The sequence below is a fragment of the Deinococcus apachensis DSM 19763 genome, assembly GCF_000381345.1.
Taxonomy (GTDB): Bacteria; Deinococcota; Deinococci; order Deinococcales; family Deinococcaceae; genus Deinococcus; species Deinococcus apachensis.
The window spans coordinates 50872-77649 of sequence record NZ_KB906409.1 but is presented as its reverse complement, the minus strand read 5'-3'; the positions used below and the strand labels follow the sequence as shown (position 1 = coordinate 77649).

The following is a 26778-nucleotide window of genomic DNA, read 5'->3' as shown; positions in this document are numbered from 1 at the left end:
CATGAGCGACAACGTCCAGAGCGTCGAGCGGGCGCTCGACCTGATCAACACCATCGTCGATGCGCAGCGTCCCCTGGGCATCGCCGAACTCTCCCAGGCCATGGGGCTGGCGCCCAGCACCATCCACCGCATCCTGCAGACGCTGACCGCCAAGGGGTACATCCACCAGGACGCGGGCAGCAAGCGCTACGACATCGGCCCCGAGATCGTGGAGATCAGCCGCTCCCTGTACCTGCGCTACGACCTGGTGCGCCGGGTCCGGCCGTACCTGCAGGAACTCGTCGACCTCACCGGGGAGACGGCCCACCTCGCCGAGCTGTACGGTACCAGCGCGATGTACCTCAGTCAGCTTGAGCCCCTGAGCATGGTACGGATGTTCACCACGCCCGGCTCGGTCACCCCGCTGTATTGCAGCGACGTCGGCAAGCTGTTCCTGGCCGACCTCCCGCCCGGGCGGGTGGAGGACATCCTCCGCAAGACCGGCCTGCGCCCCCGGACCCCGCACACCATCACCGACCCGGGGCAACTCGAAGAGGAGCTGCAACGGGTGCGCGAGCAGGGCTACGCCGAGGACGACGAGGAGCGGGAGATCGGCGCGCGCTGCCTGTCCGCGCCCATCCTGAACGGGGCCGGAAAAGTCATCGCCGCCATCGGGATCGCGGGCCCCAGCGGCCGGGTCATGAAGGAACGCCTGCCTGAACTGGCCCGCGACGTGAAAACCGTCGCGGGGCGGGCGGCCAGCGAGCTGATCCTGCAACCCCAGGTGGGGGCGCCGGAGTGGCAGCCGTGAACGCGGAGCGACTGGAGATCACCCGCGAGGAACATGCTCAGCGCCGCGCCCGCCTCGCTGCCTCGCTGGACGGCGCGGACCTCGACCTGATCTGCGTGTTCGGGCCCACCCGCGTCGCCTACCTCACGGGCTTTCACTTCGCGCCCACCGAGCGGCCCGTCGCCCTCGCCCTCACGGCGGGCGGCGACCTCCTCACCCTGCTGCCCGCCCTGGAGGCCGAGCACTTCGCGGGGCAGTGCCCGGACCTGCCCGCGCCCGTCACGTACCCGGAGTATCCCGGCGGTGGCAGCGGCGAGCACCCCATGCTGGTCCTCGCGCGGCACCTGCGCCGCCTCCCCGGCGGCACCCGCGTCGCCGCCGACCACGACGGGTACGAGAACCGCTGGGGCTACCGCGGCCCAGCCCTCTCGGATCTGCTGGGCACGCCCGTCGCGGACGGCCTGGCCCTGATCGACGACCTGCGCGCCGTGAAGAGCCCCGCGGAGATCGCCCTGATCCGCGAGGCGTGCCGCTGGGGCGACCGCGCACACCACCTCATGCAGGAGGCCCTGCACGAGGGCGCAAACGAGCTGCTGGTCTCGCACGAGGCGAGCCTCCGGGCCACCCGCGAGATGCTGCAAACCCTGGGAGAGCGGTACCTGCCCAAGGCCCGGGAAGGACTTCCCGCCAACGCCATGTTCATCACGGGGGCGAACACCGCGAACCCCCACGGCCTCCACCGCAACGTCGGCGTGCGGCCGGGCGACGTCCTCGTCACCGGCGCCTACGGCACGGTCGGCGGGTACGAAAGTGAACTCGAGCGAACGATGCACGTCGGCCCGCCCACCCGCGAGTTCGAACGGTACTTCGCGGCGATGCTGGGGGCGCAGGACACCGGGTTCACGGCCCTGCGCCCCGGCCGGACCTGCGCGCAGGTCGAGGCGGACGTGCGCGGGTACATCGGGGACACGCTGGACATGACGCGCTTCGTGCGGCATCACACTGGGCACGCCTTCGGGCTGGAAGGGCACGAGCATCCCTTCCTCGACCTCGACGACCACACCGTCATCGAGCCCGGGATGATCTTTTCCATCGAGCCTGGCCTGTACGTCCCCGGCCTGGCGGGCTTCCGGCACTCGGACACCCTGCTCGTCACGGAGAGCGGGGCCGAGCGCCTCAGCCTGTACCCGAGAGCCCTCTCCGACCTGATCATCGCAGTGTAGGTCAGTGCCGCAGCACCCCTCCGGGTTTTCCAGGTGAGAAGCCGCCCAGCCTGAATGCAACCCGGCCTCCTCTTCAGGTCTAGAGGTGGAGTGCACCAGTGTGAACAGCACGGTTTGGAGAGCGCCCGCCGGTCGTCCCGCCCCACCGGGTCACTCATCTTTGGGGGGACGACCTCAGCGGAAGCACCACCTAGACTGCGCGGATCGTGACTGGATTCCCGCACGCCGAGGACCGAGCTGAGCCGCCTTTTGTTCCCCCCGGCTCCATCGTGCGCCGCATCTGGGGGGATGGGGACGTGGTGCTCCTGGTCTTCGCCGGGGCCGCGGCCGAGTTCGCGCTCAACCGGGCGGTCGACTGGTTGTTCTTCACCGGCAGGATTCCTCAGGACCCGCTGGGTCGGCTCTTCTCCACCGCCGCCTACGCCCAGCAGATCGTGCTGGCCGACCAGGCCGGGGCCGAGCGCACCCTCGCCCGGATTCGCGCGGTGCACGGGGCGGTCGAGGGAGCACGGGGAGCGAGAATTCCCGACTGGGCCCACCGCGACGTGCTGTACCTGCTCGTGGCCTATTCCGAGCGGGCTTACGAGACGCTCCACCACCCGCTGACGGTGCCGGAGCGGGAGGACCTGTGGGCGGTGTTCCGGCGCGTGGGGCTCGGCCTGGGGATTCCCGAGCTGCCCGCGCAGTATGCCGACTGGCGGGTGGACCGGGAGCGCCACCTGGAGCGCGACCTGGCCCGCGGGGAGCACACCCGGGCGCTGTACGCCGCCTACCACCAGCACCTCGGCCCCTGGCGGTATCAACTTCTGCGGCAGGTGCAGGGGGTGCTGGTTCCCGGGCACGTCCGGGAACTGCTCGGCCTTCCGGGGAAACCGTGGGTGCGGAGCCTCCTGCCGCTGTACCCTGCCGCCGCGCGGCTGGGGCTTCGCGGTGCCGTGCGGCGGGCACTCATTCCGCCCGCCCATCTCGCCTCGGTCCAGCGCCTCGACTCGGCCCCGGCGTACAGCAGTTCTCCGGTATCCCGCTAGCTGGGCGTGAAGCGGTGGGCCAGTTTTTACGGCACAGCCGGTGACCACGAGGGAAAATGGCCGCCTCAGTTCCTGCGACGTCGCCCCAGCCAGCGCGGAGCTGCTGTTGCCCCGCGACCGCTCCAGCCCGCATAGGGCGTACTCGGCCATCACCCTGCTCCGGGCGCGGCACAGCAGCCCGCTGCCGAAAGATAGAAGTGCATGCTGGCGAGACGACCGGATTCAGCAACGATGGTAGCTCTTGCTTTGCAGCCCGCAGGCCAGTGGCCTGTTTTCCGGCCTGGCGTCGGAGGGTTCCTCAACCCTGTCCCAGCTCCTTGAAGCCCTGCCGCCAGGACGGATAGCGCAGCACCCAGCCAAGCTCGCGTTTGGCCTTGGTGTTGGAGAAGCCGCGCCCCTCGGTCATCATGATCACCGGCACGTCTCCGGCCAGCAGCCGGGCCAGCCAGGTGGGGAGCCGCATCGGCGGCTTCGCGCCCGCGCACGCGGCGAGATATGGAAGCCATTCGCGGGCGGGGGCGGGCTCATCGTCGACGATGTTGTAGAGGCCCCTCGCCCCCTGCTCGACGGCCAGGACGGTGGCGCTCGCCGCGTCGTCGAGATGCACCCACGAGCTGTAACCGGTGCCGCGCCCGACGAGCGGGAACTGCCGCCTGCGCAGCAGCTCGACCTGATCGTCGCTGGCCCCCGGCCCATAGAACGAGCCGTAGCGCAGGGCCGCGCCCCCGGCGCCCACGACCGCCGCCTCCAGGTGGCGGATCGCCGCCATGACCGGGTGCGCCGCCGTCCCCTCCATCTGGTCCAGCGGGTCCGCCTCGGTCTTGACCCATCCACCCGTGCGCAGGCCGTTAAAGCTGGCGAAGCTCTGCGCGACGAAGGTGGAGACGCCGGTCGCCTCGGCGGCGGCGAGCAGGTGGTCCGTTCCCGCGGTGCGCAGCCGGTTGGTGGCAGAGAAGAACTGATCGAAATGCCGCATGTCAGGCTTACCCGCGTGCGTGTGTGAGAGGCCCGTCATCTGGTTCACGATGGCGTCGGGCTGGGCCCCGGCCACGGCCTTCCGGACCGACGCCGCATCCAGCCCGTCCATCACCACGCCCGTGGCCCCCAGCCCCTCCAGCACGCCGAGCTTGCCCGCACTGGTGGTCGTGGCCGTGACCTGATGACCCCGGGCCACGAGTTGCGGCACCAGCCGCTGCCCCAGCACCCCGGTCCCGCCCGCTACGAAGATTCGCATTCATACCGCCTTTCTGTGACTCGGCAGGGTCCCGGACCCGGGCTGGTCAGCGCCCGGCTGGCCGCGCCGCCGATGTAGAGTGCGTGAGTCTTGCTGCGCGCCCGCCCGGCTCGGCAATCCGCCCGAACAGGGTGACGGACTGGCCCGCGCGGGCCAGGAAGCAGCCAGCCCGGTGAGCCTCCCACCGACGACGAGCACCGACGCTTGCGTGTCCTCCATAAGGTCCTCCCTCAGCCCAGGGCGGCGATCAAAAACTGTTTGAGGTGGGCCTTGCGCGCCTGCACGAAGTCCGGGTCGTTCACGTCCAGACCCAGCGGCGTACCCAGGGTGTTGCCGAGCAGGATGTGGGCGCTGCACAGGGCCATCACGCTCATCACGGTCTGCCGGAGGTCACGCCCGGGTTCGGCCCTGTACGACAGCACTCCGCGGACGGCCCCCAGGGCTATGTCGATGGCATCCCACTGGCTGGGGAGGTCGTTGATCAGGGTATTCCCCTGCAACTGCGACCACCCCACGAGCCGGATAAAGGCGGGATGCTCGTCGAGAAACTCGAAGACGGAATCCACCAGCGCCCCGATCAGGTCCGGCAGAGCTGGCTGGGGTCCGAGCCGGGCCAGGGCGCGCGGGGCGACCTGCCCCACCGCGCGGTTCTGTCGGTCCAGCACGGCCCGCCACAGGCCCGCCTTGGAGCCGAAGAAGTAGCTGGGGGTGGCCCGCGCCACTCCGGCGGCCTCAGCCACCTGCGAGAGCGTGGTGGCCTCGAAACCGTTCCGCGAGAACAGCGACGTGGCGGCCTGCAGAATCGTCTCGCGGCTGCGCTCGGCGTCGCGCCCCTGAGGAATGACATCCCGTTGCGCCATACACTCCTCTCAACTAGCTGAATAATCGTCTAGTAAGAGCAGCGTACAGGTGCGGGCAGCCCGATCAAAGGGACAGACGCCCCCAGGGCCGCCGCACAGTCGGACGCTCCAGCTGGCGGTCCGCCCGGCCTCAATCCGGGTTCTGGGTGACCCACAGCCGCCAGCGGTTGAGTATTCCCACCACCCGGGAGGTAGGGTTCCCGAAGACCAGCAGTTCGTCGAGGTCGGCTGACGACCCGTCGCTCGTCAGGTGCCGCGGGTGCTCGGCAGTCACGTTCACCGGGTAGACCCCCTCCCGCAGGTTCCCACAGCTCATACGGGGTTGAAGTGTTTTCAGTACATTCCTGATCCAGGGGAATAGGGTGAGCGACCTGACGTCCTGAGGGTGATGTTTTAAGCGAACACACTCTGTTGTTACCAGTTCACCAACTTCTTCAATTTCCTCCCGGGTGCTGTTCATGGTTCCTCCTGGCGGGCATGGGGCTGGGATCGGCGGAGCCAAGCCTGGAAAGGCAGCGCAAGAGGAAGCGCGTGACGCTGACGAGCCCACCGGAGTAGAGTGAAGGGCACGGGATGCGCGAGTTGGCCCTCCGGCTGCTGGGCCCGCCTGAACTTCAGGTGGGGGGCCAGCGACGCGCGTTCAGGACCAAAAAGGCGCTGGCCCTGGTGGCCTACCTCGCCCTGGAACCCGGCCCGCAGCCCCGGGAGAAACTGGCCGCCCTGCTGTGGCCGGATGCGGGTCCGCATCCGGGCCGGGCCAGCCTGCGGGGCACGCTGGTCTACGCCCGCGAGGCCCTGGGCCCCCTGCGTGATTGCCTCGACGCCGACCGGGCCACCGTCTGCCTGATGACCGGCCCGGACGAGTGCGACGTGACGGCCCTGGAACGCGTGGCGGGGGCGGCGCGTTCCCTGCCCCCTGCCGGGGCCTTGCCGGAGCTGGAGCGGGCGGCTTCCCTGTGGCGCGGCGAGCTTCTCGACGGGTTCGCCCTGGGGGACGGCAGCGGCTTCGACGACTGGCTGGAGGACCGCCGCGAGACGACGCGCTCGGCGGCGAACCTCGTGCTCGATCGGCTCTCCGCGGGGCAACTGGAGCAGGACCCGGGCCGCGCGGCGGAGACGGCCCGGCGCTGGCTGGCGCTCGACCGACTGAACGAGGCGGCCTGGCGACGCCTCGCCCAGGCCCGGCTGGCTTCAGGACAGCGGGCACTCGCGCGGGAGGCACTCGACACCTGCCGCCGGGTGTTGCGGGACGAGGTGGGCTGCGCGCCCGCCCCCGAGACGCTGGCCCTCGAAGCGCAGCTTCTGGAGCCCGCTCTCCCCAGCCGCCCCGGGGTCCGCATGGACCTGCCCACGCTGCTGCGCGAGGGGCCCTTCGTCGGCCGCCGGGCGGAACTCGCGCGGCTGGCCGAGGTCTATCACCGGGCCGGAAGTGGGCACCTGGGCGCGGCCCTGATCGTCGGCGAGCCCGGCATCGGCAAGACGCGGCTGGCGGGGGAGTTCCTGACCTGGGCCCGGGAACGCGGCGCCGGGGTGCTGCGCGGCCGGGCCTTCGAGGCGGTCGGATCGCCCTACGGCCCGCTCATTGACGCTGTGCGTCGCCCGCTGGCCGCGGAACCCCGGCCGGAGGCGCTGCTCTCCCCGCGTGACCTCGCCGAGCTTGCCCGGTTGCTGCCCGAGCTGGAGGAGCGGCTGCCGGAGCCCATGCCGCCCACGCCAGGAGAGGGCCAGCGAGGCCAGGTGCTGGCGGCGCTGACGCGGCTCTTCCTCGCGGTTGCCCGGCGTGCGCCGCTCGTCCTGCTCGTCGACGATGTCCAGTGGGCCGACCCGAGCAGCCTGGAGGCGCTGCGTCACCTCGCGGGCCAGGCTGCGGAGGAACGTGCACCTGTCCTGCTCCTCCTCACGGCCCGGGCGGAGGCGCTCACCCCCAGGTCGGGCCTGGCGGGGTGGGCGGCGAATCTCGGCCGGGAGGTGCCGGTCACGCGGCTCGACCTCGGGCCGCTGGGCCAGCCGGAGACCCTGGGGCTGCTGGGGGCGCTCGCGGACACACCCTCAGCCCGTTCGCTGGAGGTCCTGGCCGGGCGGCTCTTCGCGGAGACGGGGGGGCAGCCGCTCTACGTTACCGAGACGCTCCAGGGGCTGGCGGAGCAGGGGGCGCTCACGCTCGGCCCCGGCGGGATCACGGTGAATGAGGCTCGGCTCTCAGCCGGGCTGGAGCGGGGTGGCGAGGGGGTGCGGGCCGTCATCGGCGCACGGCTCGCGCGGCTCTCGGCCCCCGCGCTCGCGCTCGCGCAGGCGGGGGCGGTTCTCGGCCAGGGGTTCGAGTTCGGTACCCTCCGGGCCGTGGCCGACCTCAGTGAGGACACCGCTCTGGAAGGCTACGAGGAACTGCTGCGCGCCGGGTTGCTACGGGAGGTGGGGGGCGAGGGCGGAACCGCCTCCCTCTCCCATGACCGATTGCGGGAGACCCTGGGGGACGGGTTGAGCGGTCCCCGGCGCAGGCTGCTGCACCGCCGCACGCTGGAGGCGCTGAGGGTAGGCGACGCGTTCGCCGAGGTGCTGGCTCATCACGCCCTCGGGGCCGGGCTGACGGGCGAGGCGGTCAGGCACTACCAGCAGGCGGGCCAGCAGGCCATGAGGCTCGGCGCGTATCAAGGGGCGGTGCTCGCGTTTGAACAGGCCCTCGACCTCACCCCCGCCCGTCCCGAGTACGCTGCGGAGCGCCGAGAAATCCTCCTTTTCATCCAGAACGCGCTGTATTTCCGTGACAGCCATCACCTCGCCGCCCTTAAACATCGCTGGCAGGTGGCCGCCGATACCGCGCGGGCAGCAGGGCTAGGCAGCGAGGAAGCCTTCGCCCTGGGGGAACTCGCCGCCTCACTGGCGCGCCAGGGTCGGCACAGTGGGGCCAGGGAAATCGCGGAGCGGGCCCTCGACACCGCGCGCACCGCCGGGCATTCCGGGATGACGGCCTACAGTCTGTACATTCTCGGCGATGCCGCGGTGCAGCGGCGTGACTGGCCCGCTGCGCAACGCCTGCTGGAGGACGCTCAGACCGAGGCCAGCCGGGCAGATGACGAGCCGCTCGCCCTGGAGGCCCGCGCGCAGCTCGCCACGGTGCTGGCCTTCGGGCACGACGACCTGGAAGGCGGCCAGCAACTGGAGGAGGAGGTTCTCCGGCAGCGGGTCCAGCTGGGTAAACCTCAACCGATCATGGCTTCACTCGCGGGCCTGACCTACGCCTGCATGAGGCTGGGGGACTACGAGGCCGCTGGGCGTTACGTTGACGAGTGGGCCGTCTGGGCCGAGCGCAGCGGCGCTGGCCGTGTCGCCGCGAACGTCCTGGGAATGCGTGGGCTCATTGCAATGGAGCAGGACGACGTGCTCGTGGCCCTGAAGGCGGGCGAGGCGGCCCTGGCCGCCTTCGAGCAGACGAACGCGGTCCTGCCGTACAACTGGGGCGCTCTGGCCTGGTGCTACGCCCGCCTGGGCCGAACCCAGGAAGCCTGGCAGGCCCTGGACAACGGCCAGGCCCTGAACGAGAAGGACGAGGACCTCTACCACCAGGCGGCGGCGTGGGTGCTGGGGGACGCGGCGCTCGCCCTGGGGGACCTGGAACGCGCGGAACGGTTCTACCGTCAATCCCTCCGGGGGAACTCGGCCGCCTGGATTCTGGTGGGTCTGCGCGGCCTGGGGGAGGTCCGGGCCCGAACCGGGCAGTGGGAGGAGGCCGCGCGGCTGCTCGGCGTGGTGCTGGGTCGCGGCTCGGCCGGTGCCTGGCAGCACCGCCAGGCGACTCAGGCCCTCGACGCGCTGCGCTCGCTCGTTCCCCCTGGCGCCCTGGAGGCGGCCCTGGAGGAGGGCCGGACCACGCCCCTGGAACCCTTGCTCGCGGAACTGCGGCGGCAGAGTGAATCCTCCGAGGGGCCTCAATCGGCGGGTTCCACCGCCGTGTAGAGAGGCCGCTCAAATCCGGCGCTGGCTTTCCTCGTGGAGCCTCGTCCTCTGTGGCAGGGCCGCTCGCCCACCCGCCAGGTCGCTTCCTCATCCTCCGCCAGCACCAGAAGCCCGGCCAGTGGGCCGCGTGCAACGGCCAGGCGGTGAACTGAACGTCAGCCGGACGGCGCGAGGAAGCGGCGCAGGCCCTGCTGGACCAGCCGGGTCAGAACGGCTGCAGTAGAGGGTGCCTGCGCTTCCGAGCCCCTGTCCGCCTGCCGGGCCTGTCGCGCCACTTCCGCCGCCCTCGCGTCGCGGTAGAGTTGGTCGAGCTTCTCGGAAACGCCGTTGTATCTCGGGTCGAACTGGACGCTCATGGGTGCCTCCCCTGGAAAACAGTGAACAGGTTGCAGAACGCCGCGCTGTGCGGGGATCACGGCCCCGCCCCGTTTTGAGATGTCTCACCCTAGAACCGGGGCGCAAGAACAGCGCAAGACGCTTTGCAAGATGGGGCGGGCACGGATGGCGGGACGGGCATTCGCGGCGGCTAGGGAACGTTGGATGCCCGTTCCCCAGGATGGTGTAAGCCGCAGCCTGGGCAAGTGAAGGTATCCTCTTCAGCTCTGGACGGGTGAAGTGCAGCGGTGACCCCAACATTCGGGACGCCGCTGCTGAGAGCCCTGTCTGGCCTGGGGGGAAATGAGGGTGCGGGCATACCCGACCGTCCCCTCTTCACCCAGTGTTGCGTCCGCAACGAGGGGGAGGCACCTCAGGCGCCCGGTTCCACCCCCGTGTAGACCGGGACCTCGAACACGGGCCGGAAGCCCAGGCGCTCCAGGTTGCGGCGGCTGGGATTGTCTGGCCCCGCCTCCACGTCCACGAAAAAGTGTTCGCACCCCCGGGCCAGCCCCTCCCGCAGCCGCCGCAGGATCAGGGCCGTCTGCCCGCCCTGGCCCCGCCGATCCGGGCGGGTGACACTGGAATTCAGCAGGGCCGCCGGTCCCCCCACCATCAGGAGTCCGGCGCTGATCGGGCCGCCTTCTCCCGGCACGAGGTAGCCCAGCCAACCCAGCTGGGAGAGGCCGAAGTGCACCAACTCCGTCATCTCCGGCGGCATTCCGAAGTGCTCGGAGATGAAGGACGCGACTTCTCCAGCCTGGTCGGGGTCAGCCTGGACAGCCTTGGGAAAGGGAGGGGTGGACGTTTCCAGCGCCCGACGTGCCACGGGTGCCGGGGCATACAGCGCCACCTCCCGGAACACCTCGCGCAGGCCACGTGCCTCCAGTCTTGCCGCCAGGTCCGCCGGACGGGTGCGGGGGTCAAGGGGCAGCCCCCAGGCGGGCGGTCTGGCCTGTTCCACCGTCACCAGCAACGCGTCCAGGTCCGCCTCCGTGGCAGGAGCGGCTATGCCAAAGCCCCGCACGAGGTTGAACGCGGGATGAGGGAGGGAGCGCACCAGTTCCAACACCCCCACCCCGAAGTCCACCTGCTCGATGCCCAGACGCGTCCGCACCTCGGGCGGCAGGGAACCGTACCCCTCGCCGAGCCGGGCATAGAGGTCTGCGCGCATCCCGGCGAGTATTTCAAGAGAGGGCGCTTCCGGCGGCATCACCTGCACGTCCCCGTTTCCCCGCGCCTCACCTGCGGTGGGCCCGTTCATTCCTGACCTCCCAGGTGAACGGGAGTGGAGTACCGCACTTCCCAGCCCAGGCGCGAGTACACCGGAAAGCCCAGCTCGGTCGCGCCCAGCATTGCCGCCGCGTACCCCGCCTCCCGTGCTTCGAGGAGCGGCCCGGTGGTCATGGCCGCCCCGATTCCGCGGCGACGCGCCAGTTCCAGGGTGCCGATGCACCACATGCCCACGATCTCCTCGCCGTGGATATTCAGGGCCGTGCTCACCGGCTCACCGTCCAGCAGGCCCAGGTAGAGGTGGGCGCGCGAGTCGGGGCCGAGCACCGGGTCCCGACCCAGTGCGATCAGCTTCTGCGCCGTCTCCTCATTGAAATGAAATGCCTCCGCGGACACGGCCACCCAGGCCCGCAGGTCCTCCTCGGTCGTCACCCGGCGAAGGGTGAGGCCCTCCACCCGCGCGTCAGCCGGGTTCAGCCGGGCGAGGTCGAGCGTCATGATGGGCAGGTCGGCGACCCTGGGCAGACCGTGAGCCGCGAGCTTTGCGCTCAGGTCCGCCGCCGCCGGGGGGACCAGCCACAGGAAGGGCACGTTCCAGGCCCGCAGGCGGGCCAGCGTGATCGTCAGGCGCTGTCCGGCGTCCGGGCCGGTGTACCCGCCATACACGAGGTTGAGATCCGGGGCGGGGGCGAAGCTCACGGCGAGCAGGAGGTCGGTGTCCTGTTCCACGACCACGCCGGGGTCGCGGTACAGGTGTTCGGGGAACTCGCGGAAGGCCTGCTCGATGGTGGAAATCTCGGGCCGGGGCGAGCGAACGCGGGTGCTGGTCATGGTCTTCCTCCTGTCGGGGTGGGGGAAAAGCGGGGTTGGGCCATCTCGATTCGGTGAACAGTCCGGGGCCGCGATCCCGGTCGTCTGCCCGGCGCTTCCGGGTGGCTTGTGAAGGGAACTCAGTCCCCGGGGCCGAGCTGTCCTGACGACGCGGAGGGGGCCACGTCTTCCCTCGCAGCCGCCCGATGCCCCGCCGCCGCGAAGACGTGGGGTTGCAGCATGGCGAGCATGGCGAACCCGACGATCAGGAACACGCCCAGGAGTGACATCGCCAGGGTAGGCGACCACAGGGCCAGGCCGACCTCGGAAAAGGCGTACACGCAGTAGAGGATGGCGATGAGCGTCATGTTCCGCAGCAGCCGGTCGCTCGCCCAGGCCACCACCAGCCGGGCACGAAGGCAGTGGCCCCAGTTGGCGGTCAGGGACAGGCCGACGAGGGCGAAGTTGAGAAAGCCGACCGCCGTGCCCCACGTCGAATCGGGGTGCGCGCCCATCACGCTCGCCGAGAAGGGCAGCAGGGAGACGAACAGCAGCGTCACCAGATTCAGGGTGATGTGCCAGAAGTCGGTTCCCCGGACCAGGCTGGCGTAGTAGTAGTGGGTGGCCCAGAGCAGCGCGGTGGTGATGAAGGTGGCGCCGTACACGGCCAGGCGCGGCAGCAGGGCGAGCAGCGCGTGCGGGACTTCGGCGGTCCCGATCTCGGGGGGCAGCCTGACCTCCAGCACCAGCAGGGTGAGCGCGATGGCGAACACCCCGTCGATCAGGGTGTCGAGCCGGTCCTTTTCCAGGGACGCCGCGGCGGGCGGTCTCATGCCGTTGCCTCAACCGCCGACCCGGACGAGGTTGGCGTCGGCTCCACCGTCCGGGGCAGGCCCGCCTCGGGGACGGGTCCGGCACTGCGCTGATAGGTCGTCTCGCCTTGCAGCCCCGCGAGTTGCCCCCGAAAGGTCCGAATGGTGTGGTCTATCGTGCGGTCCCGCGCCCCCGGCTGAACCCGCTCCCGCCAGCGCCGCAGCCGGTTGCCGAGCATGATGGGCACCAGCGCGTGCCGCACCCAGGGCTTGCGAATGCCCAGCTGGTCCGCCAACCGGTCCCCGTGCAGCCTGCGCGCCACGGCGTGAACCAGGTCCAGCGTGACGGGCGGAGGCGTGGGCAGGCTGCTCTGAAGCAGATCCGCGACGGCGACGAGCATGGCCTGCGTCAGCTCGCGGGCGTCGCCACCGGCGGGTTCCTCAGTCTGGCTGATGAGGGCGAGGAGGTCCGCCGCCCGCGCCTGGTTCGTGACGTCCCGGTACAGGTCGGGGTGAACGCCCAGCAGGTGGGCGACGTACTGCCAGAAATGGTAGAGGTCGTCCAGTTCCCCCGCCGTGAAGGTGATGCCGAAGGTCTGGAGGGCGTGGAACGGGACATACGTGAAGTCGAGCCAGGTGCGGGCCATCTCCAGTTGATTGATCGGCGCGCCCGTTTCCGCCGCGTTCCACCCCCGCTGCCACAGGGCTGCCCGCACCCGGGCGTGCAGCAGCCGCACCTGCACGTTCTGAATGTAGCCCTCACCGCCCCGCGCCAGGCCGCCGGGCAGGACCGAGACGATGTTCCACACCCCCGTCTCGACGATGCGCCGCCGGGCCATCCGGATCAGGTTCCCGGTTCGCACCAGGACCCGGGCGATGGAGGGCGAGCTGTAGGTGTGGGTCAGGGAGCCGGGGCCGAGCGACAGGGTGATCCAGACGTTGCCGATCGCCAGGTAAGCCTGCGACCCGCGCTCCAGACGGCGGGGCTCGACCCAGGCGGGCACCCGTTCCGCCTCGGCGAGCAGGGCTCGCACGGCGGGTAGGTCCTCCCCCACGAACTGGCGGCCGTGCAGCAATCCCGCCCGCAGTTGCCGCCGGGCTGTCTCGCCGTGCAGACGCAGTTCCGCGTCCGCCGCGTCCGCCAGGGGGTCGGCGAGCTGAACCATGTGCGCGAGTCGCCCCACCGCGTCGTCCCCGAACCGCCGCCGGGCCACGTCTAGATTCACCAGGCTTTGCGGCGGCTCGCCCTCGACGGTGTGCATCAGCCGCACCGGTCGCCCTGTCCCATCGGGGAGGGGGGTTCTCCATGGCCCGGATCGGTTGGGGGGGTGGCGGTCAGGCACAGGGGCGTCATGGAACCTCCGCTGGAACTGGGTGAGTGTGGTCTGAAGGAAGCTTAAGCATACTGGATCAGCGTGCCGTTCCTCCTTCTCCGTCTGCACCGGCCCGGGGTTCCGTCCCGAAGATGGGCACCGTGAACCCCGGCACGCCCACGGGGTTGAGGAGCGGCACCTCCCGTCGGGGAGAGGGGCGACCCGCGAATGTGGTCGGGGTGGGTGCCCCGGCAGGCAGGTGCCCCTGGACGCCGACATCCGGGGACAAGACCAGGACACTCAGGAAGAGAATGAGGGGATTCACCTTGGACCTCCCATGTAAAGGGGTGCCGTGACGAGCGTGCGGACTTCTTGGAGGGTCAGATCCTCAATTCGTCCTCCAGTTCCGGCGGGGGTGTGGGAACGGCCAGGCCCGAGAGGAAGGCCCCGCTCATCCGGGTCAGCAGGCGGACCCAGCCCAGCGTCCGGGGAGAGCGGTCGTCCGTGCCGCGTGGCCCGGGCCTGACCTGTGCGGGGTGAGACGGTTCGTTCTCAAGGGCGATGCGGGTCATGGTTCCTCCTGGGGTTCTGAATGTCTGAGGTCAGCGTAGGAGGGCGGCGCAACACCAGCGCAAGAGCAACCGCAAGACGGGGCGGGGGCGGTGTACCGTGGGCAGACATGTCGGTGCTGGAGCTTCGGGTCTTGGGACCGCCGGAAGTGCGGGTGGACGGGGAAGTTCGCCCCGTGCGGGCCCGCAAGGCGCTCGCCCTGCTCGGCTACCTCGCGCTGGAACCCGGCCCCCACGCCCGGGAGACGCTCGCCGCACTGTTCTGGCCGGACTCCGCGCCGGAGGTGGCCCGTTCCTCCCTGCGCAACTCCCTGACCTCCCTGCGTCAGGCACTCGGCCCGGCGTCGGCCCGCGTCGTCACGGAGCGGGACACCGTCCGGCTCTGCCTCGAACCCGGCGATACTCTGGACGTTCAGCTGCTGGAACACGGCCAGCCCGCCGCCTTCCGGGGTGACGTTCTCTCGGGCCTGAGGCTGGAGGACGGCGAGGTCCTGGGCGCGTGGCTGGACACGCAGCGGGGACGGGTCCGTGCCCTGGTGGAGCGGATGTACGCTGCGAGCACCCGGGCACTGCTGGACTCGTCCCCCAGCGAAGCGGCCGAGCTGGCCCGGCGCTGGCTGGCCCTGGACAACCTGAACGAGGAGGCGTGGCGCCGCCTGATCCAGGCGCTCCTCGCCGCCGGGCAGCGGGGCGCGGCGCGGGACGCCCTGGGGACCTGCCGTGCCGTGCTGCGCCAGGAACTGGGTGTTTCCCCCGCCCCGGAAACACTGGCGCTCGCCGTGCCTCTGGAGGGCGTTCCTACAGGGGCCAGGGAGCTCCCCCAGTCCCCGCCCAGTCTCCCTGGCTTCGTGGGCCGGGTTTCTGAGCTGGGGCGGCTCGGAGCGGTGTGGGAGGCTGTTCGGTGCAGCGGCGTGCGGGGGGCCCTGCTCACTGGAGAACCGGGGATCGGCAAGACCAGCCTGGCAGCCACCTTTGCTCAGGAGGCGAGCCGGGCCGGGGGGCGGGTGCTGCGGGGCCGGGCCTTCCAGGCGCGGACCATGACCCTGGGCGTCTGGGCGGACCTGCTGCGCTCGGCGCTGGACGGGGTGGAGCCCCAGACCCTCCCGCTCCCACCCGTGTGGCGGGCCGAGCTCGCCCTGCTGCCCGCCTTCGCCCGCCTCGCCCGGGTCCACGGACGGCCCCGACTCGCTCTGCAGTGCTTCCAGACCCTGGACACCCTGCAGCGTGAGGAGGCCATCCGGTTGCCCCGCCCTCTGCGCTCCGGGCTGGCGGCCTTGCGGCCGCAGGTCGCGGCCGCGGAAGACGATCTGGAGGGGCCGCTGCCGGTGTCCGCCCTGCTGGAGCGTATCGCTCAGCTGCCCACGTTAGCTTGGGAGGTGGAGGCCACGGTGGCCGGTATGTGCGGGGCGGTGCCCAGCGGTCAGAAGGTGAGGAAGGTGGCCAGCAGGGCGTTGGCATCCCCCTGCGCGACGTCGTTGATCTCGAAGCCCGCCACGATCACCTTCGACGACCCGCTCTCGCCCGTCGAAGACCTGCCGGTCGCGATCACGCTCTCGCCCTCCTTGAACAGCGTCTGCGTGCCGGACGCGGGCGTCATGTAACTGCGGAACGACCGGGCCGCCACCGGCACGTTCAGGCCCTCGGTCACGCTGCCCGCCTGCCCGGCAAGCGTGTACGCGGGCAGCATGATCGTCTCGCCCGACGCCGTCTGCGCCAGACCCGCCCTCGTCACCAGCAACGGCCGAAAGCGCTCGTCGGGCACCTGCAGCTGGTTGCGGCCTCCCACCGAGTTGCGCAGGACGGCCGACGACAGCACCATCAGCTTGCGGCCCGGCTGATCCACAAAGGCGCTCATGCTCGCCAGGTCGTCGTTCGTCATCGCCGTCGCGAAGCTTTTCCCCGAGTAGTACACGACGCCGCTGTACCTGGCCAGCTGTGCCGACGTCGGCCCGTCGGGAATGTCGGGTTCGTAGCCCCCCGTGCCGGTCGGCACGACGAACACGTCGAAGGGCCTGCCCGCGGCCGTCATCGCGGCGCGGACGATCTTGTCGGCCTGGGAGTCGGGCACAAACGCGGGGTCAGCGAGGTTGCTGTTGTTGCTGCTGTCATCGTCGTCCACAAGCGCCCAGCGCTCGACGTTCACCGTGATCTGCACCGTCTTCTCGACGCTCCCGTTCTTGCCGCGCACCGTCAGGATCTGGGGACCCACCGGCATCTCCGCGCCGACGTTGAGCATCAGCGTCGTGCCCGCCTCTCCCCCAAATGCCCCCTGAATCTTGCTTGGACCGCTCCCCACGCTGGCGCCCTCCAGCGACAGGGCCACGCTCCCCTCGGGGTTGCTGGCCCGCTCAACCCTGATCTGTGCGGCGCCGCTCCTCCCGGCCGACACGGTGAGCGTGGTCGGCTGGGCACTCAGGGAGAAGTCCGGGTTGCCCGGCGTGGGCGTCGTCACTGTCCGCTCGACCCCCGTACTCGACCCAGCCGTGTTCGAGGCCTTCAGGCGGTAGGTGTACGCGGTGCTCGGCGTCAAGGCCGTGTCGGCGTACGAGCGGGTGTTGGCGGAGAGGTTCCCGGCGACCGGCGCGTAAGCGCCGCCGTTCGTCTTGCGCTCCAGGGTGAAGTTCGAGGCGCCCGGGACGGCGCTCCACTCCAGCCGCACCGCATTGCTCGCGGTGGCGGTCGCGGTAAACGTCGCGGGGTTGCCCGGCACGGTACCGGGAGCGGGACTTCCTCCCCCGCAACTGGCGAGGGTGGCGGTCAGGAGCAGCAGGCCCAGGGTCGGCTTCTTGGTCATGTTCATCTTCGTTCCTCCTTCGTTCGATGGGCACGGTAGACAAGCCGGGATGGTGTTTGGATGATTCCCTCCGCCGGTGCCCCCATCCCCGGGCGCGGGAGGGGCTTTCTCCCACCCTCCTGAGCTCCCCTGATCCCGGACCCTGCGGGAAAGCGCCGGACGTTCTTCCATCGCCGCCCGCCGATCTTCGGGGTGCTCACCCTCCTGCGGAGCTGCGCCCGTCCCCTCGCCGGGAGGGAGGCGCGGGCCAGGGAGCGGCCAGGAGGAGCACGGGGCACGGGGGGTGCGCTCCTGGCCGCCCGCGACGTGTTCCGAGGCCAGAAGTTCCTGAACCGGCCGGGCACGTCCGTCCGCACGACGTGCCCGGTGCCGAAGGCTCCCAGGATGGGCTTCGACGACCCGGCGGCGCCCGACCCAGCAGGGCGGTGCTCTTCACCGCAGCTCACCCACACCGTGACGCCCACCGGGCGAGTTCGAAATGGCGTCGCCCGAACCCTGCCATCCTCGTGCCACGCTGCCCCGCGTACCTTTCGGCCAACGCGCTCCCCGCGCCGCTCGAAAGGACTCCCCCCATGACGTGTGCCCGACGGTTCCTGCTGCCCGCCCTCCTGATCGCCCTGCCCCCGGGTGCCGCCTCCGCCGCGACCGTGCCCTCGAACCTCGTCGGCGAGTGGTTCGGCGGTCCCCAGTACGCCGCCGCCGTCTACACGACGGACCTCGGCAAGGCCAGCTCGAATTCCACCCGTCTTCTCCTGAACAGTGACGGCTCGTACGTCTTTACGCGCTTCACGTCCACGCAGGTGGCGTCCTCGTTCGGCTTTTCCGGCTACCCCATCACTTGCCAGACCATGGACGCGACCGTCGAGCGCGGTCAGGTCGCCGTGCAGGGCGGCAGGCTCACCTTCAAGCCGTCGAGGGTGGACCGGCACCTCGGGTACTCGCCCCCGAACCTCAACAACGGCTGCAAGCGCTACGCCGCCACGAAAAAGACGAGTTCCGGCGGCGACGTGGAGACGGCGACCTGGACAGCCGGGTCGGGCGTGCTCACCCTGAAGTTCGGCGCGGAGGCCGTGAAGTTCGTGCGCCGCGAGCCGCCCCCCAAGCCCACGCCGGTGGATACCGGCCTCGATTCCACCCTTCGCGGCGAGTGGCACCTCGGGCGGGTCCTGTCGGGCGAGGACTACGATCCCACGAAGACCCTCTGGACGGGGGCGGACAGCACGAGCGCCATCCTGAAGTTGAACGCGGATTTCACCTACGAGCGCACCAGCCTCGTCGTCGGGCGGGAGTACGGCTGTAACCCGAAGCGCCTCGTGATCGAGAAGGGCCGGGTCAGCGAGAAGAGCCGGGTGCTGACCTTCACGCCCACGGCGAGCACGACCGCGAAGCTCGGGTGCGGCAGTCGCCAGACGACGACCACCCGGAACGGTGTGAAGCCGTACCAGGAAGCGTACGAGGTCCGCATCGGCGTGGTCGGGAATTCCGCCCTGATCCTCACAGCGAATGGGGAGAACCTGTATTTCGCGCGGCCCACGGAAACACCGGCGAGGAGCACGACACCCGCGGTGAGCGGCCCGCCCGCATCTTCCGCGTCGTCGCCTTCCTCATCGCGCCCGACTGCGAAATGGACCGCGAGCGGCACCTGGGATGCGGTCGTCTCGGTTGACGGCACCACCCACCGTGTCCGGGTCACGCTCGACGACGACTCGCCGCGCATCATCGGGTACGGAAGCGGTCCCGTAAGGTTCGCGCTCGGTGACAGCGCCGCGGGCACCCTCAGCCTGGGGCTGGAGGTCGGGGGACGTGAGTTCGAGTTCAGGGCACAAGGGCGTTTCGACGGCGACCGTTACGCGGGCGAGGGCACGTGGATGCGGGGCGGCGAGGTCGTCGGGCGCGGCACCCTCACGATGACCCGGCGCTGAACGGCCCGCCCTGATCACCCTCCCTGGTGAAAGGAGAATCGAATGAACGAGCGAACGATGCTCAGAATCGGCCTGCTGAGTCTCGCCCTGTGCGGCCTGGGCACCCTGGCGGGCGCGCAGCCAGGGCCCCCCCCGAGGAGTGCCGTGGCAACGCGTGGCGACTTCACCGTCAAGGCCGCCGCCGCGAGCCGCAGCATCACCCTCACCTGGTCCCTCGGGGGAACGCCCGCCGGGTTCGTGATCGAGCGCGTCGTGGAGGGCGGTCGGCAGCCCACGCATCTCGCCGCGTTGTCGGGCTCGGCCCGCACCTTCACCGACGCGGGGCTGCAACCGGGTCGCACGTACGGTTACCGGGTGCAGACCTTCGTGAACGGGGCGCTCGTGGCCCTCGAAGTCTTCGCCACGACCCTGCCGGAACCGCCGGGTGGGGGCGGCACACCGGGCGGCCCGAGCGGCGGCGCGTCCGGCGGCTCTTCCGGGGCACCCGGTGCGCCGGGCGCTCCCACCCCCACCCCACCGGACGCCTCGCTCGCCTTCAAGGCGTTCAGCGACGGGGAGGTGCTGCCGCCGAGGCAGAACCAGCGCCGGACCCTGTCGGACTTCAAAGGAGTGGTGTGCCGCCCGGTCCCCACGGCGAGCGTGCCCGACCTCGCGGCGGCCGAGCGGGGCGTGCGCGACCTGGCGAAAGCGGGGCTCGGGGCGGCGGCCGTGAACGAACTCGGCACCCTTCCGTCGTGGCGTCACCTCGACTCGGTGAAGGCCGTCGCCGCAACCGCCGTGGCGACGCGCGAACTGCCCAAGGCGGCCCTCGCGTTCCTCGCGGCGGCCCGGCTCGAACCGGCCAACCCCGATCACCTCGTGAACGCGGCGGGCGTCCTGAACTCGCTGCGGCTGCCGAACGAGGCCCTGACCCTGCTCAACCTCGCGGAGAGGCTCAAGTTCGGAAACACGCCGATGGGCGTGCCCATGACGGCGATTGCCCTCAACAACCGCGGGCACGCCCTCAACCTGCTCGGCCGTTACCAGGACGCGGAAGGCAAGCTGCGCGCCGCGCTGGGGGCCGCACCGCGCCTCTCCGAGGCGCACTCGAACCTGATGGTGTCCCTGCTGTGCCGGGGCGACATGGAGGGCGCGGTAGGCGCCCAGCGTGCCAGCCTGCGGCGCACCCCCGACGCCTGGGCGGGGGTGGGGGACGTGCCCACCGAGCGCGACCCCGCGAAGCCCGACCTGCCGCCCGAGGAGATGCCGTACCGCCGCGAGGCGGGCCAGCCCTTCGACCTGAGCGGCGGGCACGGCTGGGACCTGCCGCGCCTCAAGATGCCCGGGTCGTGGCACGAGGCGATGGCGTGGGGTCCGGCCTATGACCGGTTCGTGAAGGTCGACGCGGCGCGGGGCGGAGGCGGGCCGGACCTTCCGAGCGACGCGCAGGACGCGCCCGCGACGAAGCGTCGGCGCGCCCAGATCGCGGCGGCCATCCAGAGCGCCCCATTCGAGCCCGGCCTTCGCCCCCTGTTCAACGCCGTCACCGACACGGCGAAGGCGGTGGACGGGCAGTGGACGCGCGGTGAGCCCTTCGAGGACTTCGACATCGAGGGCGAGGAGGCGCGGCTGGCGGAGTGCCGCCGCCGTTTCGACACGTGGATTTCACCAGTCCACGCGGCGCTCGTGACCTACGACAACGCGACCGCGCGCTTCGCGGACGCACACGCGAAGTTCGTCTCGGCGCTCATCGCCAACGAGGGCGACCCCGGGGTGCGGCGCGTGTGGGCGCAGCGGGAGAAGGAGTACCTGGCGGGCCTCTTTTACAACCTGTCGTACAAGGCAAGCCGCGTGTCGCAGACCGCGGGCAGCGTGCGGCACTGCTTCGAGGGCCAGCCCGGACCGGCGGTGGTACCCCTTCCGGAACCGGTCTTCGCGGACGTGCCGCACGAGACGCCCTGCAAGGCGATGTTCGGCGGGGCCAAGTTCGTCCTCAAGCTCGAAATCCTCGACGTGGGCATGAGTTGCAGCAAATTCGAACTCAAGGGCAGCTCGCCGTCGGGCGCCCTCGTGACGATGTCCGTGCCGTTTCTGTACACCGCGCCCCTCACCCTGTTCGTGGGTGTGGAAGCGAAGAAGAAGGCGCCGCTGAACCTCGCCACCCTCGACGCGCGCACGGGCATCGCCCTCATGGTCGGGCGCGACGGCATTCAGGACGTGGCGTGGCAGGCGTCCGTCGGCCTCAAGGCGGGCCTCACCTTCGTGCTGGGCAAGGACGCGAAAGGAGACACGACGGAGGCGTCCACCCTGGAGATCGGCGCGCGGGCGGGCATCTTCATCGGGGTGGCGTCGGGCGTGCAGTTCGAGACGCCGAAGCTGCCCTGAGGACACCCAGGGCGGGGGGGCGCGGTCCGATTGCCCCTCGCCGACGATCAAGGTCGCGGGGTGAACGCCAAGGGCCAAGAACTGTATGGGCCTCTCCCCTTCCGGGTGTGTTCCCCGGCCGGACCCCCCAGGTTCGAACACGCAGGGTCCTCTCAGCTCCCACCGCGCGGAAAGAGAGCGGGCGTGCGAACGGCCACCGGCTCGCGTACGGCCGCAGTGGACGCCTTGGCTTCGCGCTGGAGGCGGGCGCGCGGCGCGTGCGCAGCTCCTCGTGCCGTGCCGCGAGGTGGCAGCATCCTCACACCGCTGGCCCGGCGAGACGGTCGAAAGATCAGCGGGACGCCGCTTGCGCCCCCGAGGGTCCTCCAGGACGCGCTGGACCGCCGCACCGGGTTCGGATCGAGACCGGTGAAGTGGCCGCTGTGGTTCGTGCTGACGAGCGTGCCCCGAGAAGACGCGGCGGTGTCCTCGGCGACCATGGACCAGCGGTCACGTCGCCCGCGGGCCAGCAGCGCCGGGGTCCCGTCCGCACCGAACTGCCGCGCCATTGCCGCGTCCAGGCCGTTCGTCAGTCAGCCCTGTCCAGCTTTAGGGGGCAGACCACGTCCTGGCGACCGGTCAGAACGGGCAGGTCCACTGGGAGGACACGGACTGACCGTCCCGGCCGAGAGCGGGGAAACCGGAAGATATCCCGGCCCGTCCCCAGAAAGGCATCCTGCGGTCCGTCATGTTTGGTCAGGTCTGTTGGAGTGGACGCAGCGCTCCCCCCGCGCACGGGTGAATTCCAGGAGCGCACGAGGTGGGCCGCCGCCTCTCCCGACTCGCCGCCTTCCTGCCAAGGCTGAGCCAGCCTGGCGGCGCCCGCGTGACGCGCCGTGGTGGCTGAGCCGCTCGCCACTACCGGGGAACAGCCGTTGCGCGCAGACCCCCACGCTGCCGCAGTTGGATGCCCGATGCTCCTTCAGGCCAACACCAAGAATGGAGTTTAGTGGACCGAATGGGCGGGCGAGGGACGGGCCGCAAGCCTGCGCACCGCGTCCAGGTCACCCGCGGCCTCGTACGCCTCCGCGGCGCTCCGGTAACACAGCTCGGCCTCGTGAAGGCGCAGGGCCGCCTCCGCCGCCTGGGCGGCACGCTCGAACCACATGGCCGCCTCGTGGGGCTGGGCGCCTTCCCGCCAGTGCTCCGCCACCCGCTGGGGATGCCCGCCGGACCCGGCGAGCACGCGGGCGGCCGAGCGGTGCAGCAGCCGACGCACCGTCTCGGGCGTTCCCCGCCACACCGCCTCGTACAGCAGGTCGTGGCTGAAACGCTCGCCCGCCATGACCTGCGCGGCCTCCAGCTCCTCCCAGGCACTCGCGGTCGCCAGCAGGGGCGCCCCCAGCACGGCCGTCACGAGTTCGAGGGTGAAGTCGCCGTGCAGAACGCTGGCCGCCCTCGCCGCATTCAGGGCTGCCGGGGACAGCCGGGCCAGGCGCCGCTCCAGCACCGAGCCCGTGCGCCCGGGCGGGGCGAGCCGTTCGGGCAGGCCGCGCCCCAGCAGCCCCTCCTCCACCAGAAACTTGACGGTTTCCAGCACGAACAGCGGGTTTCCCCCGGCGTAGCGGTACAGCTCCTCGTCGAGACCGGGCGCGAAGGGCAGGTCGAGGGTGTCGAGGAGCGCCCGGATGTCTGCCACACCGAGCGGCTGGAGTTCAATCAGGACCGCCAGACCACTGTCCACCAGGCCGCGCATGACGGCGTCCACCTGTGGGGACAGCTCCCCCTGCCGGAAGGTGAGCAGCACCCGCGGTTGCGGGGCGGCGGAACCCCCCGTGGCCGCCCGCGCCGCGTAGTACCGCCCGGACTCCTGGGAGGCGTCGTCGTCGTGCTGGATGTCGTCGGATACCACCGCCGTCACGTCCGCGAGCGCGAGATCCGCCACCTGAGAGAGCACCTCGTAAAAGGCCAGCTTGCCCTCCTCACCGTTCATGGGAGGCACGTCCCCCTCCCGCAACTCGGGCAGGATGCGCGACAGCTCGCGCTTCTGCAAGGGCGTGAGGGTCAGGTGCGGCGCGTGACGCAGCATCTCGCGGGTCCAGCGGGCGCTCGACGAGTAGGGTACGGTCTCGTCCCCGGGCCGGTGTTCGAGCCGCAGGGTCGTGCCCTTCGAGCGGGCGAAGTCGAGGGCGAGCCGTGTCTTGCCGGTGCCGGGTGCTCCGGTCAGGTAGATGAGCTGCCCTGCCTGCCAGGCGGCCTCCATCCGGCCCCACGCGGCTTCGCGGCCGATCAGCGCCGGGGGCCGGAACACGCCCAGCGGCAACGGGGGGCGGGCGGGGGGCGCGCCGGAAGCGGGCAGCCCCCCGCCGCGTCCGATCTCCTGGGCGAGGGCCTGAGTCAGCGCCTGCGGCTCGGCCCCCAGCTCCCGGTCGAGCGTCTGCCGGAGCCGGGCATACGTTCGCAGGGCCCCGGACGGGTCCCCGGCAAGGTACTGAAAGCGCATGCTGCGGCGGGCCGCGTCCTCGGACAGGGGGTCGAGGTCCGCCCACCGCGCCGCGAGCGCCGCCGCCTGAACATATGCCCCGGCGTCCTCCAACCGCGTCAACTCGTGGTTGAACGCCTCCCAGCGGTACGTGTCGAGTCGCTCGCGCCAGGCGAGCAGCCAGTCCTGGAAGTCAGGCAGGTCGTCGACATCCACGCCGTCCAGCAGCAGCCCCGCCCCGTTCAGCACGGCGCCGTGCCGATTGTGCCGACGGTCGAGCAGGAGGGCGCACGCGTCCACCTCCACGTCAGGGCGCAAGGTCAACGTCGTCTCCTCCGCGTCCACGAGGTCCGCACCGGTGCGCGCCCGCAGCCGCCTCAGCTTGTGGACGAGGTTATTGCGGGCGGTGGCTTCCACCGTGTCGGGCCACAGCAACCCCGCCAGCCGGGAACGGGACGAGGGACCCTCCAGGGCGAGGTACGCGAGCAGCGCGAGGGACTTGCGATCCGCGCGAACGTCCCGCCCGTCCGGGTCTAGCAGGCGCGGATGACCGAACAGATCAAGTTGCCAGGTGGGGCGGGGCATCCAGCTTCAAGGTAGCAAAGGTGGCAACGGCGCAAGGCGCGGAAAAGGCTTGTCCATCGCCCTCCCCGCGCCGCTCAAGGTCCTCAATCAGATCGTTTCATCCCGCCTCTTCCTGTCAACGTTCGCCGCGCACCCGTCAAAGCAAGGCTCCTCGCCCGGAGCGGCGAACGAGGAGCGACGCCACCACCACGCAGACCGCGATGGCCGCCAGTCCTCCCTCACCCCGGACGAGGACGCCGGAAGCCGAGCTGCCGGGCTGAAACACCTCGGTGTAGACGTAGAAACCAGCCGCATTGAGCATGCCGTGGAACACCACGCCCGGCCACACGCTGCCCGAGCGCAGGCGCAGCCACGCCACCGGGAAGGCCATGAGCACCATGGAGACGAGCGTGCCCGGCACGGCGTACCATAGCGGCATGTCCAGGCCATAGTGGGCGAACAGCACGAGCGGCAGGTGAAACGAGCACCACACCGCGCCGTACACCAGGCAGGTCACGGGGTAGGGGAAGCGCCGAGCGAGGCTGGGGATGAGCACGCCGCTCCATCCCAGCTCCTCGCCCACCGCGAACAGCGCCATCGGCAGGGTGTAGGCCAGGCTCGCCAGGAGCGCGTACAGCGGCACGAGGAACCAGCCCGGCGCCCAGCTTCCGCCCAGGAATGCAGCCGCGTGCCCCGTCGCCACCGTGGCGTCGAAGGTCGTGGCGCCCAGCGCGAGCGCGAGCAGTTGCCCCGCCGTCACGATCCCGAAGGCGGCAAGCACACCCAGGCCGAGGTGCCGCCACGACCGGATTCGCCAGCCCATGCCGCGCAGCGAGCGGTGGTGCAGGAGTTGCGTGGCGACCCCCGCAAGGGCCGGGCTGAAGCTCATCCCGATCAGGAGGAGCCACAGGGTGGGCGGCGCCTCGTCGAGATGCATCATATCGAGGCCGGAGGAGATGGCGGCGGCCTGGAAGCTCCAGGCGAGGAGCAGCGTCAGCGCCACGTAGGTCACGGGAACGCCGGGCAGGGCGAGGGGTGGACGGCGAAGCTGTTCGTTGAGCATACGGATTTCTCCTTCAGGGCGGCGGCATCGGCCCCGGACTCCCCGGCGCCGGGGAAGCACCGGGCGGGATGACCAGCCCTTCAGGCGACACGGTAGGCGGCGGACGGTGTCAACCCGATGTCACCCGCGCCGCACTCGCCCGATCACCCGGTGACACGGCCAGTTCACCCCGGTCCAGGCGCTTCCCCGGCCAGGACGCGCTTGACACGCTCTTGTCAGGCTGACCGGGGGCGGGTCCACGCCTCCTGCTCCGCCATCCCGCCGCCATCTGGGTTGTCCTGAATCGCAGGCATATCAAGAAACAAGTCGCCCTGCCGGGGACATGGGGCGAGGGCGAGGTGGAACTGCGCGCCGCCCACAAGCCTGACCAGCCCTCCGTGCTGTGTACTGCGCGGTGCTGCGGGCCTGACCGGTACGATGCCGTACGCAACGCCCCGCCCTGAGGTCCTACCGTCCGGAGGATGCCACCCGCTTTCTCTCGTTGTTCAACCAGGGCTACCACCGGCCCATCCCACTCGACCGCTTCTTGCACGCGGAGGGAACGCTTGATCCCCGGCTGCTGCTCGTGCGGACCCTCGCCCTCGACGGGGACGACCTCGTCGGTGCGGTGACCCTGTAGCCCACCTCGCAGCACCTGCCAGGCTGGTACGGTATCCACCTGATCGTGGATGAGGCACGGCGCGGTCAGGGCGTTGCCCGCAGGTTACGGGATGCCCTGGCGCCCCAGTTGGAGAGGATGCGTCCCGTCGGCGTCGAGGCACGCGTTCTGGACAACGACGAGCGCAGCCGGGCGTGGGCGGAACGTCGGGGCCTGCGGGTCGCATCCCACTCGTTCGAGTCGACGCTGCGCCTGGACAAATTCTCGTTTTCCCCCTTCGCCGCGCACGTCGAGCGCCTTGAGCGGGAGGGGACACGTTTTGTCCCGCTCGCACATGGCTGGAACAGTACGGCACCCAGGCCCTGCACGTCCTGACGACGTCGGTGATGCTTGACGAACCCACCTCCGGGAACCGCGCGCCCGAGCCGTTCGAGGTGTTCGGTCGGGCTGTGGCGCGCAGCCCCTTTACCTCCGGCACGGCTTCGCTCATCGCCCTGCTGGGCGAGCGCCCGGTCGGCTTCACACTCGTGCGTTCCCCGCGCGAGGACGGCGTGGTGATGGTGTGGGGAACGGGCGTCGCGAGGGACGTGCGTGGGCGGGGCCTCGCGGCCGCGCTCAAGGCCCTGTCGGCACGGGCGGCCCGGCAGGAAGGGGGCGTGGCGATGCGGACGGACAACGATTCGCGTAGCGCGGGCATGCTGCGCGTGAACCGGCGCCTGGGTTTCGTGCCTGACGCGGGCGTGTGGCGCATGCGAGGCATGCCGTAACTCACCGGGGATGACAGCAGAAAGGCCAGCGCTTCCGCACGCTGGCCCCCAAACGTCCCCGGCCC

21 protein-coding genes are annotated in these 26778 nt (G+C 70.8%); 9 read left to right on the top strand and 12 right to left on the bottom strand.

Translation table 11 applies throughout. The annotated features are described in order from the left end of the window. The first annotated feature begins 1 nt into the window (after window position 1). The 3 genes from F784_RS0115605 to F784_RS0115595 all read left to right on the top strand — a co-directional run bounded on the left by F784_RS0115605 (window position 2) and on the right by F784_RS0115595 (window position 3020). Window positions 2–790: an IclR family transcriptional regulator gene (locus tag F784_RS0115605; RefSeq protein WP_019587656.1), complete on the top strand. Its 789-nt coding sequence runs from the start codon at window positions 2–4 to the stop codon at window positions 788–790. After that, window positions 787–1992 carry a M24 family metallopeptidase gene (locus F784_RS0115600; protein ID WP_019587655.1) on the top strand — a complete coding sequence of 402 codons (1206 nt, stop codon included), beginning with the start codon at window positions 787–789 and terminating at the stop codon, window positions 1990–1992. The genes F784_RS0115605 and F784_RS0115600 overlap by 4 nt, the downstream gene beginning before the upstream one ends. A gap of 206 nt (window positions 1993–2198) precedes the next feature. Next, window positions 2199–3020, top strand: coding sequence for an oxygenase MpaB family protein (locus F784_RS0115595; RefSeq protein WP_051086994.1), 822 nt, complete (start codon window positions 2199–2201; stop codon window positions 3018–3020). A 298-nt stretch (window positions 3021–3318) separates the two neighbouring features. Here F784_RS0115595 and F784_RS0115590 read toward each other — a convergent pair whose 3' ends face one another. The 3 genes from F784_RS0115590 to F784_RS0115580 all read right to left on the bottom strand — a co-directional run bounded on the left by F784_RS0115590 (window position 3319) and on the right by F784_RS0115580 (window position 5430). Next, window positions 3319–4254: an NAD-dependent epimerase/dehydratase family protein gene (locus F784_RS0115590; RefSeq protein ID WP_019587653.1), complete on the bottom strand. Its 936-nt coding sequence runs from the start codon at window positions 4252–4254 to the stop codon at window positions 3319–3321. Window positions 4255–4484: 230 nt separating this feature from the next. After that, the gene (locus F784_RS0115585; protein ID WP_019587652.1) at window positions 4485–5114 is read right to left on the bottom strand and encodes a TetR/AcrR family transcriptional regulator; all 630 of its coding nucleotides are present in this window, start codon (window positions 5112–5114) and stop codon (window positions 4485–4487) included. A gap of 130 nt (window positions 5115–5244) precedes the next feature. Continuing rightward, window positions 5245–5430, bottom strand: a complete 186-nt coding sequence (locus F784_RS0115580; RefSeq protein WP_019587651.1) for a hypothetical protein — start codon at window positions 5428–5430, stop codon at window positions 5245–5247. Window positions 5431–5687: 257 nt separating this feature from the next. Here F784_RS0115580 and F784_RS27615 point away from each other — a divergent pair, with 257 nt between their 5' ends. Further along, window positions 5688–9068: an ATP-binding protein gene (locus tag F784_RS27615; RefSeq protein WP_019587650.1), complete on the top strand. Its 3381-nt coding sequence runs from the start codon at window positions 5688–5690 to the stop codon at window positions 9066–9068. A gap of 155 nt (window positions 9069–9223) precedes the next feature. Here F784_RS27615 and F784_RS0115570 read toward each other — a convergent pair whose 3' ends face one another. The 7 genes from F784_RS0115570 to F784_RS0115540 form a co-directional block, all read right to left on the bottom strand. Beyond that, window positions 9224–9424 carry a hypothetical protein gene (locus tag F784_RS0115570; RefSeq protein ID WP_019587649.1) on the bottom strand — a complete coding sequence of 67 codons (201 nt, stop codon included), beginning with the start codon at window positions 9422–9424 and terminating at the stop codon, window positions 9224–9226. Between the two features lie 392 nt (window positions 9425–9816). Beyond that, a complete protein-coding gene (locus F784_RS24710; RefSeq protein WP_019587648.1) occupies window positions 9817–10707 on the bottom strand; it encodes a GNAT family N-acetyltransferase in 891 nt (296 codons plus the stop codon). Continuing rightward, complete coding sequence (locus F784_RS23385) at window positions 10704–11507, bottom strand: GNAT family N-acetyltransferase (protein WP_019587647.1); 804 nt, start codon at window positions 11505–11507, stop codon at window positions 10704–10706. Before F784_RS23385 ends, F784_RS24710 begins: the two co-directional genes overlap by 4 nt. 119 nt (window positions 11508–11626) lie before the next feature. Beyond that, entirely contained in the window at window positions 11627–12319 is a 693-nt protein-coding gene (locus tag F784_RS0115550) for a TMEM175 family protein (RefSeq protein ID WP_019587646.1), read from the bottom strand. After that, window positions 12316–13560: an oxygenase MpaB family protein gene (locus F784_RS0115545; protein WP_157465302.1), complete on the bottom strand. Its 1245-nt coding sequence runs from the start codon at window positions 13558–13560 to the stop codon at window positions 12316–12318. Before F784_RS0115545 ends, F784_RS0115550 begins: the two co-directional genes overlap by 4 nt. A 148-nt stretch (window positions 13561–13708) precedes the next feature. After that, complete coding sequence (locus F784_RS26865) at window positions 13709–13936, bottom strand: hypothetical protein (protein WP_211211906.1); 228 nt, start codon at window positions 13934–13936, stop codon at window positions 13709–13711. 55 nt (window positions 13937–13991) lie between these two features. Then, window positions 13992–14183 carry a hypothetical protein gene (locus F784_RS0115540; protein ID WP_019587644.1) on the bottom strand — a complete coding sequence of 64 codons (192 nt, stop codon included), beginning with the start codon at window positions 14181–14183 and terminating at the stop codon, window positions 13992–13994. A gap of 107 nt (window positions 14184–14290) precedes the next feature. On the opposite strand from F784_RS0115540, the gene F784_RS25445 reads away from it, so the two are divergent. From F784_RS25445 to F784_RS0115520, 3 genes are all read left to right on the top strand, one after another. Continuing rightward, window positions 14291–15781 carry an AfsR/SARP family transcriptional regulator gene (locus F784_RS25445; RefSeq protein ID WP_157465301.1) on the top strand — a complete coding sequence of 497 codons (1491 nt, stop codon included), beginning with the start codon at window positions 14291–14293 and terminating at the stop codon, window positions 15779–15781. Between the two features lie 1765 nt (window positions 15782–17546). Continuing rightward, window positions 17547–18896, top strand: coding sequence for a hypothetical protein (locus F784_RS0115525; protein WP_019587641.1), 1350 nt, complete (start codon window positions 17547–17549; stop codon window positions 18894–18896). 42 nt (window positions 18897–18938) lie between these two features. Then, window positions 18939–21260 carry a hypothetical protein gene (locus tag F784_RS0115520; protein WP_026332515.1) on the top strand — a complete coding sequence of 774 codons (2322 nt, stop codon included), beginning with the start codon at window positions 18939–18941 and terminating at the stop codon, window positions 21258–21260. A gap of 985 nt (window positions 21261–22245) precedes the next feature. Here the strand turns inward: F784_RS0115520 and F784_RS0115515 are convergent. Both F784_RS0115515 and F784_RS24705 read right to left on the bottom strand, forming a co-directional pair. Then, on the bottom strand, window positions 22246–24306 hold the full coding sequence (locus F784_RS0115515; protein ID WP_019587640.1) for an ATP-binding protein: 2061 nt from the start codon (window positions 24304–24306) through the stop codon (window positions 22246–22248). A 136-nt stretch (window positions 24307–24442) separates the two neighbouring features. Next, entirely contained in the window at window positions 24443–25348 is a 906-nt protein-coding gene (locus F784_RS24705) for a CPBP family intramembrane glutamic endopeptidase (protein ID WP_019587639.1), read from the bottom strand. A 481-nt stretch (window positions 25349–25829) separates the two neighbouring features. On the opposite strand from F784_RS24705, the gene F784_RS26310 reads away from it, so the two are divergent. Together F784_RS26310 and F784_RS0115495 are read left to right on the top strand one after the other, a co-directional pair. Beyond that, window positions 25830–25967, top strand: coding sequence for a hypothetical protein (locus tag F784_RS26310; RefSeq protein WP_019587637.1), 138 nt, complete (start codon window positions 25830–25832; stop codon window positions 25965–25967). 365 nt (window positions 25968–26332) lie between these two features. Further along, on the top strand, window positions 26333–26713 hold the full coding sequence (locus tag F784_RS0115495; protein ID WP_019587636.1) for a GNAT family N-acetyltransferase: 381 nt from the start codon (window positions 26333–26335) through the stop codon (window positions 26711–26713). The last annotated feature ends 65 nt before the right edge of the window (window positions 26714–26778 follow it).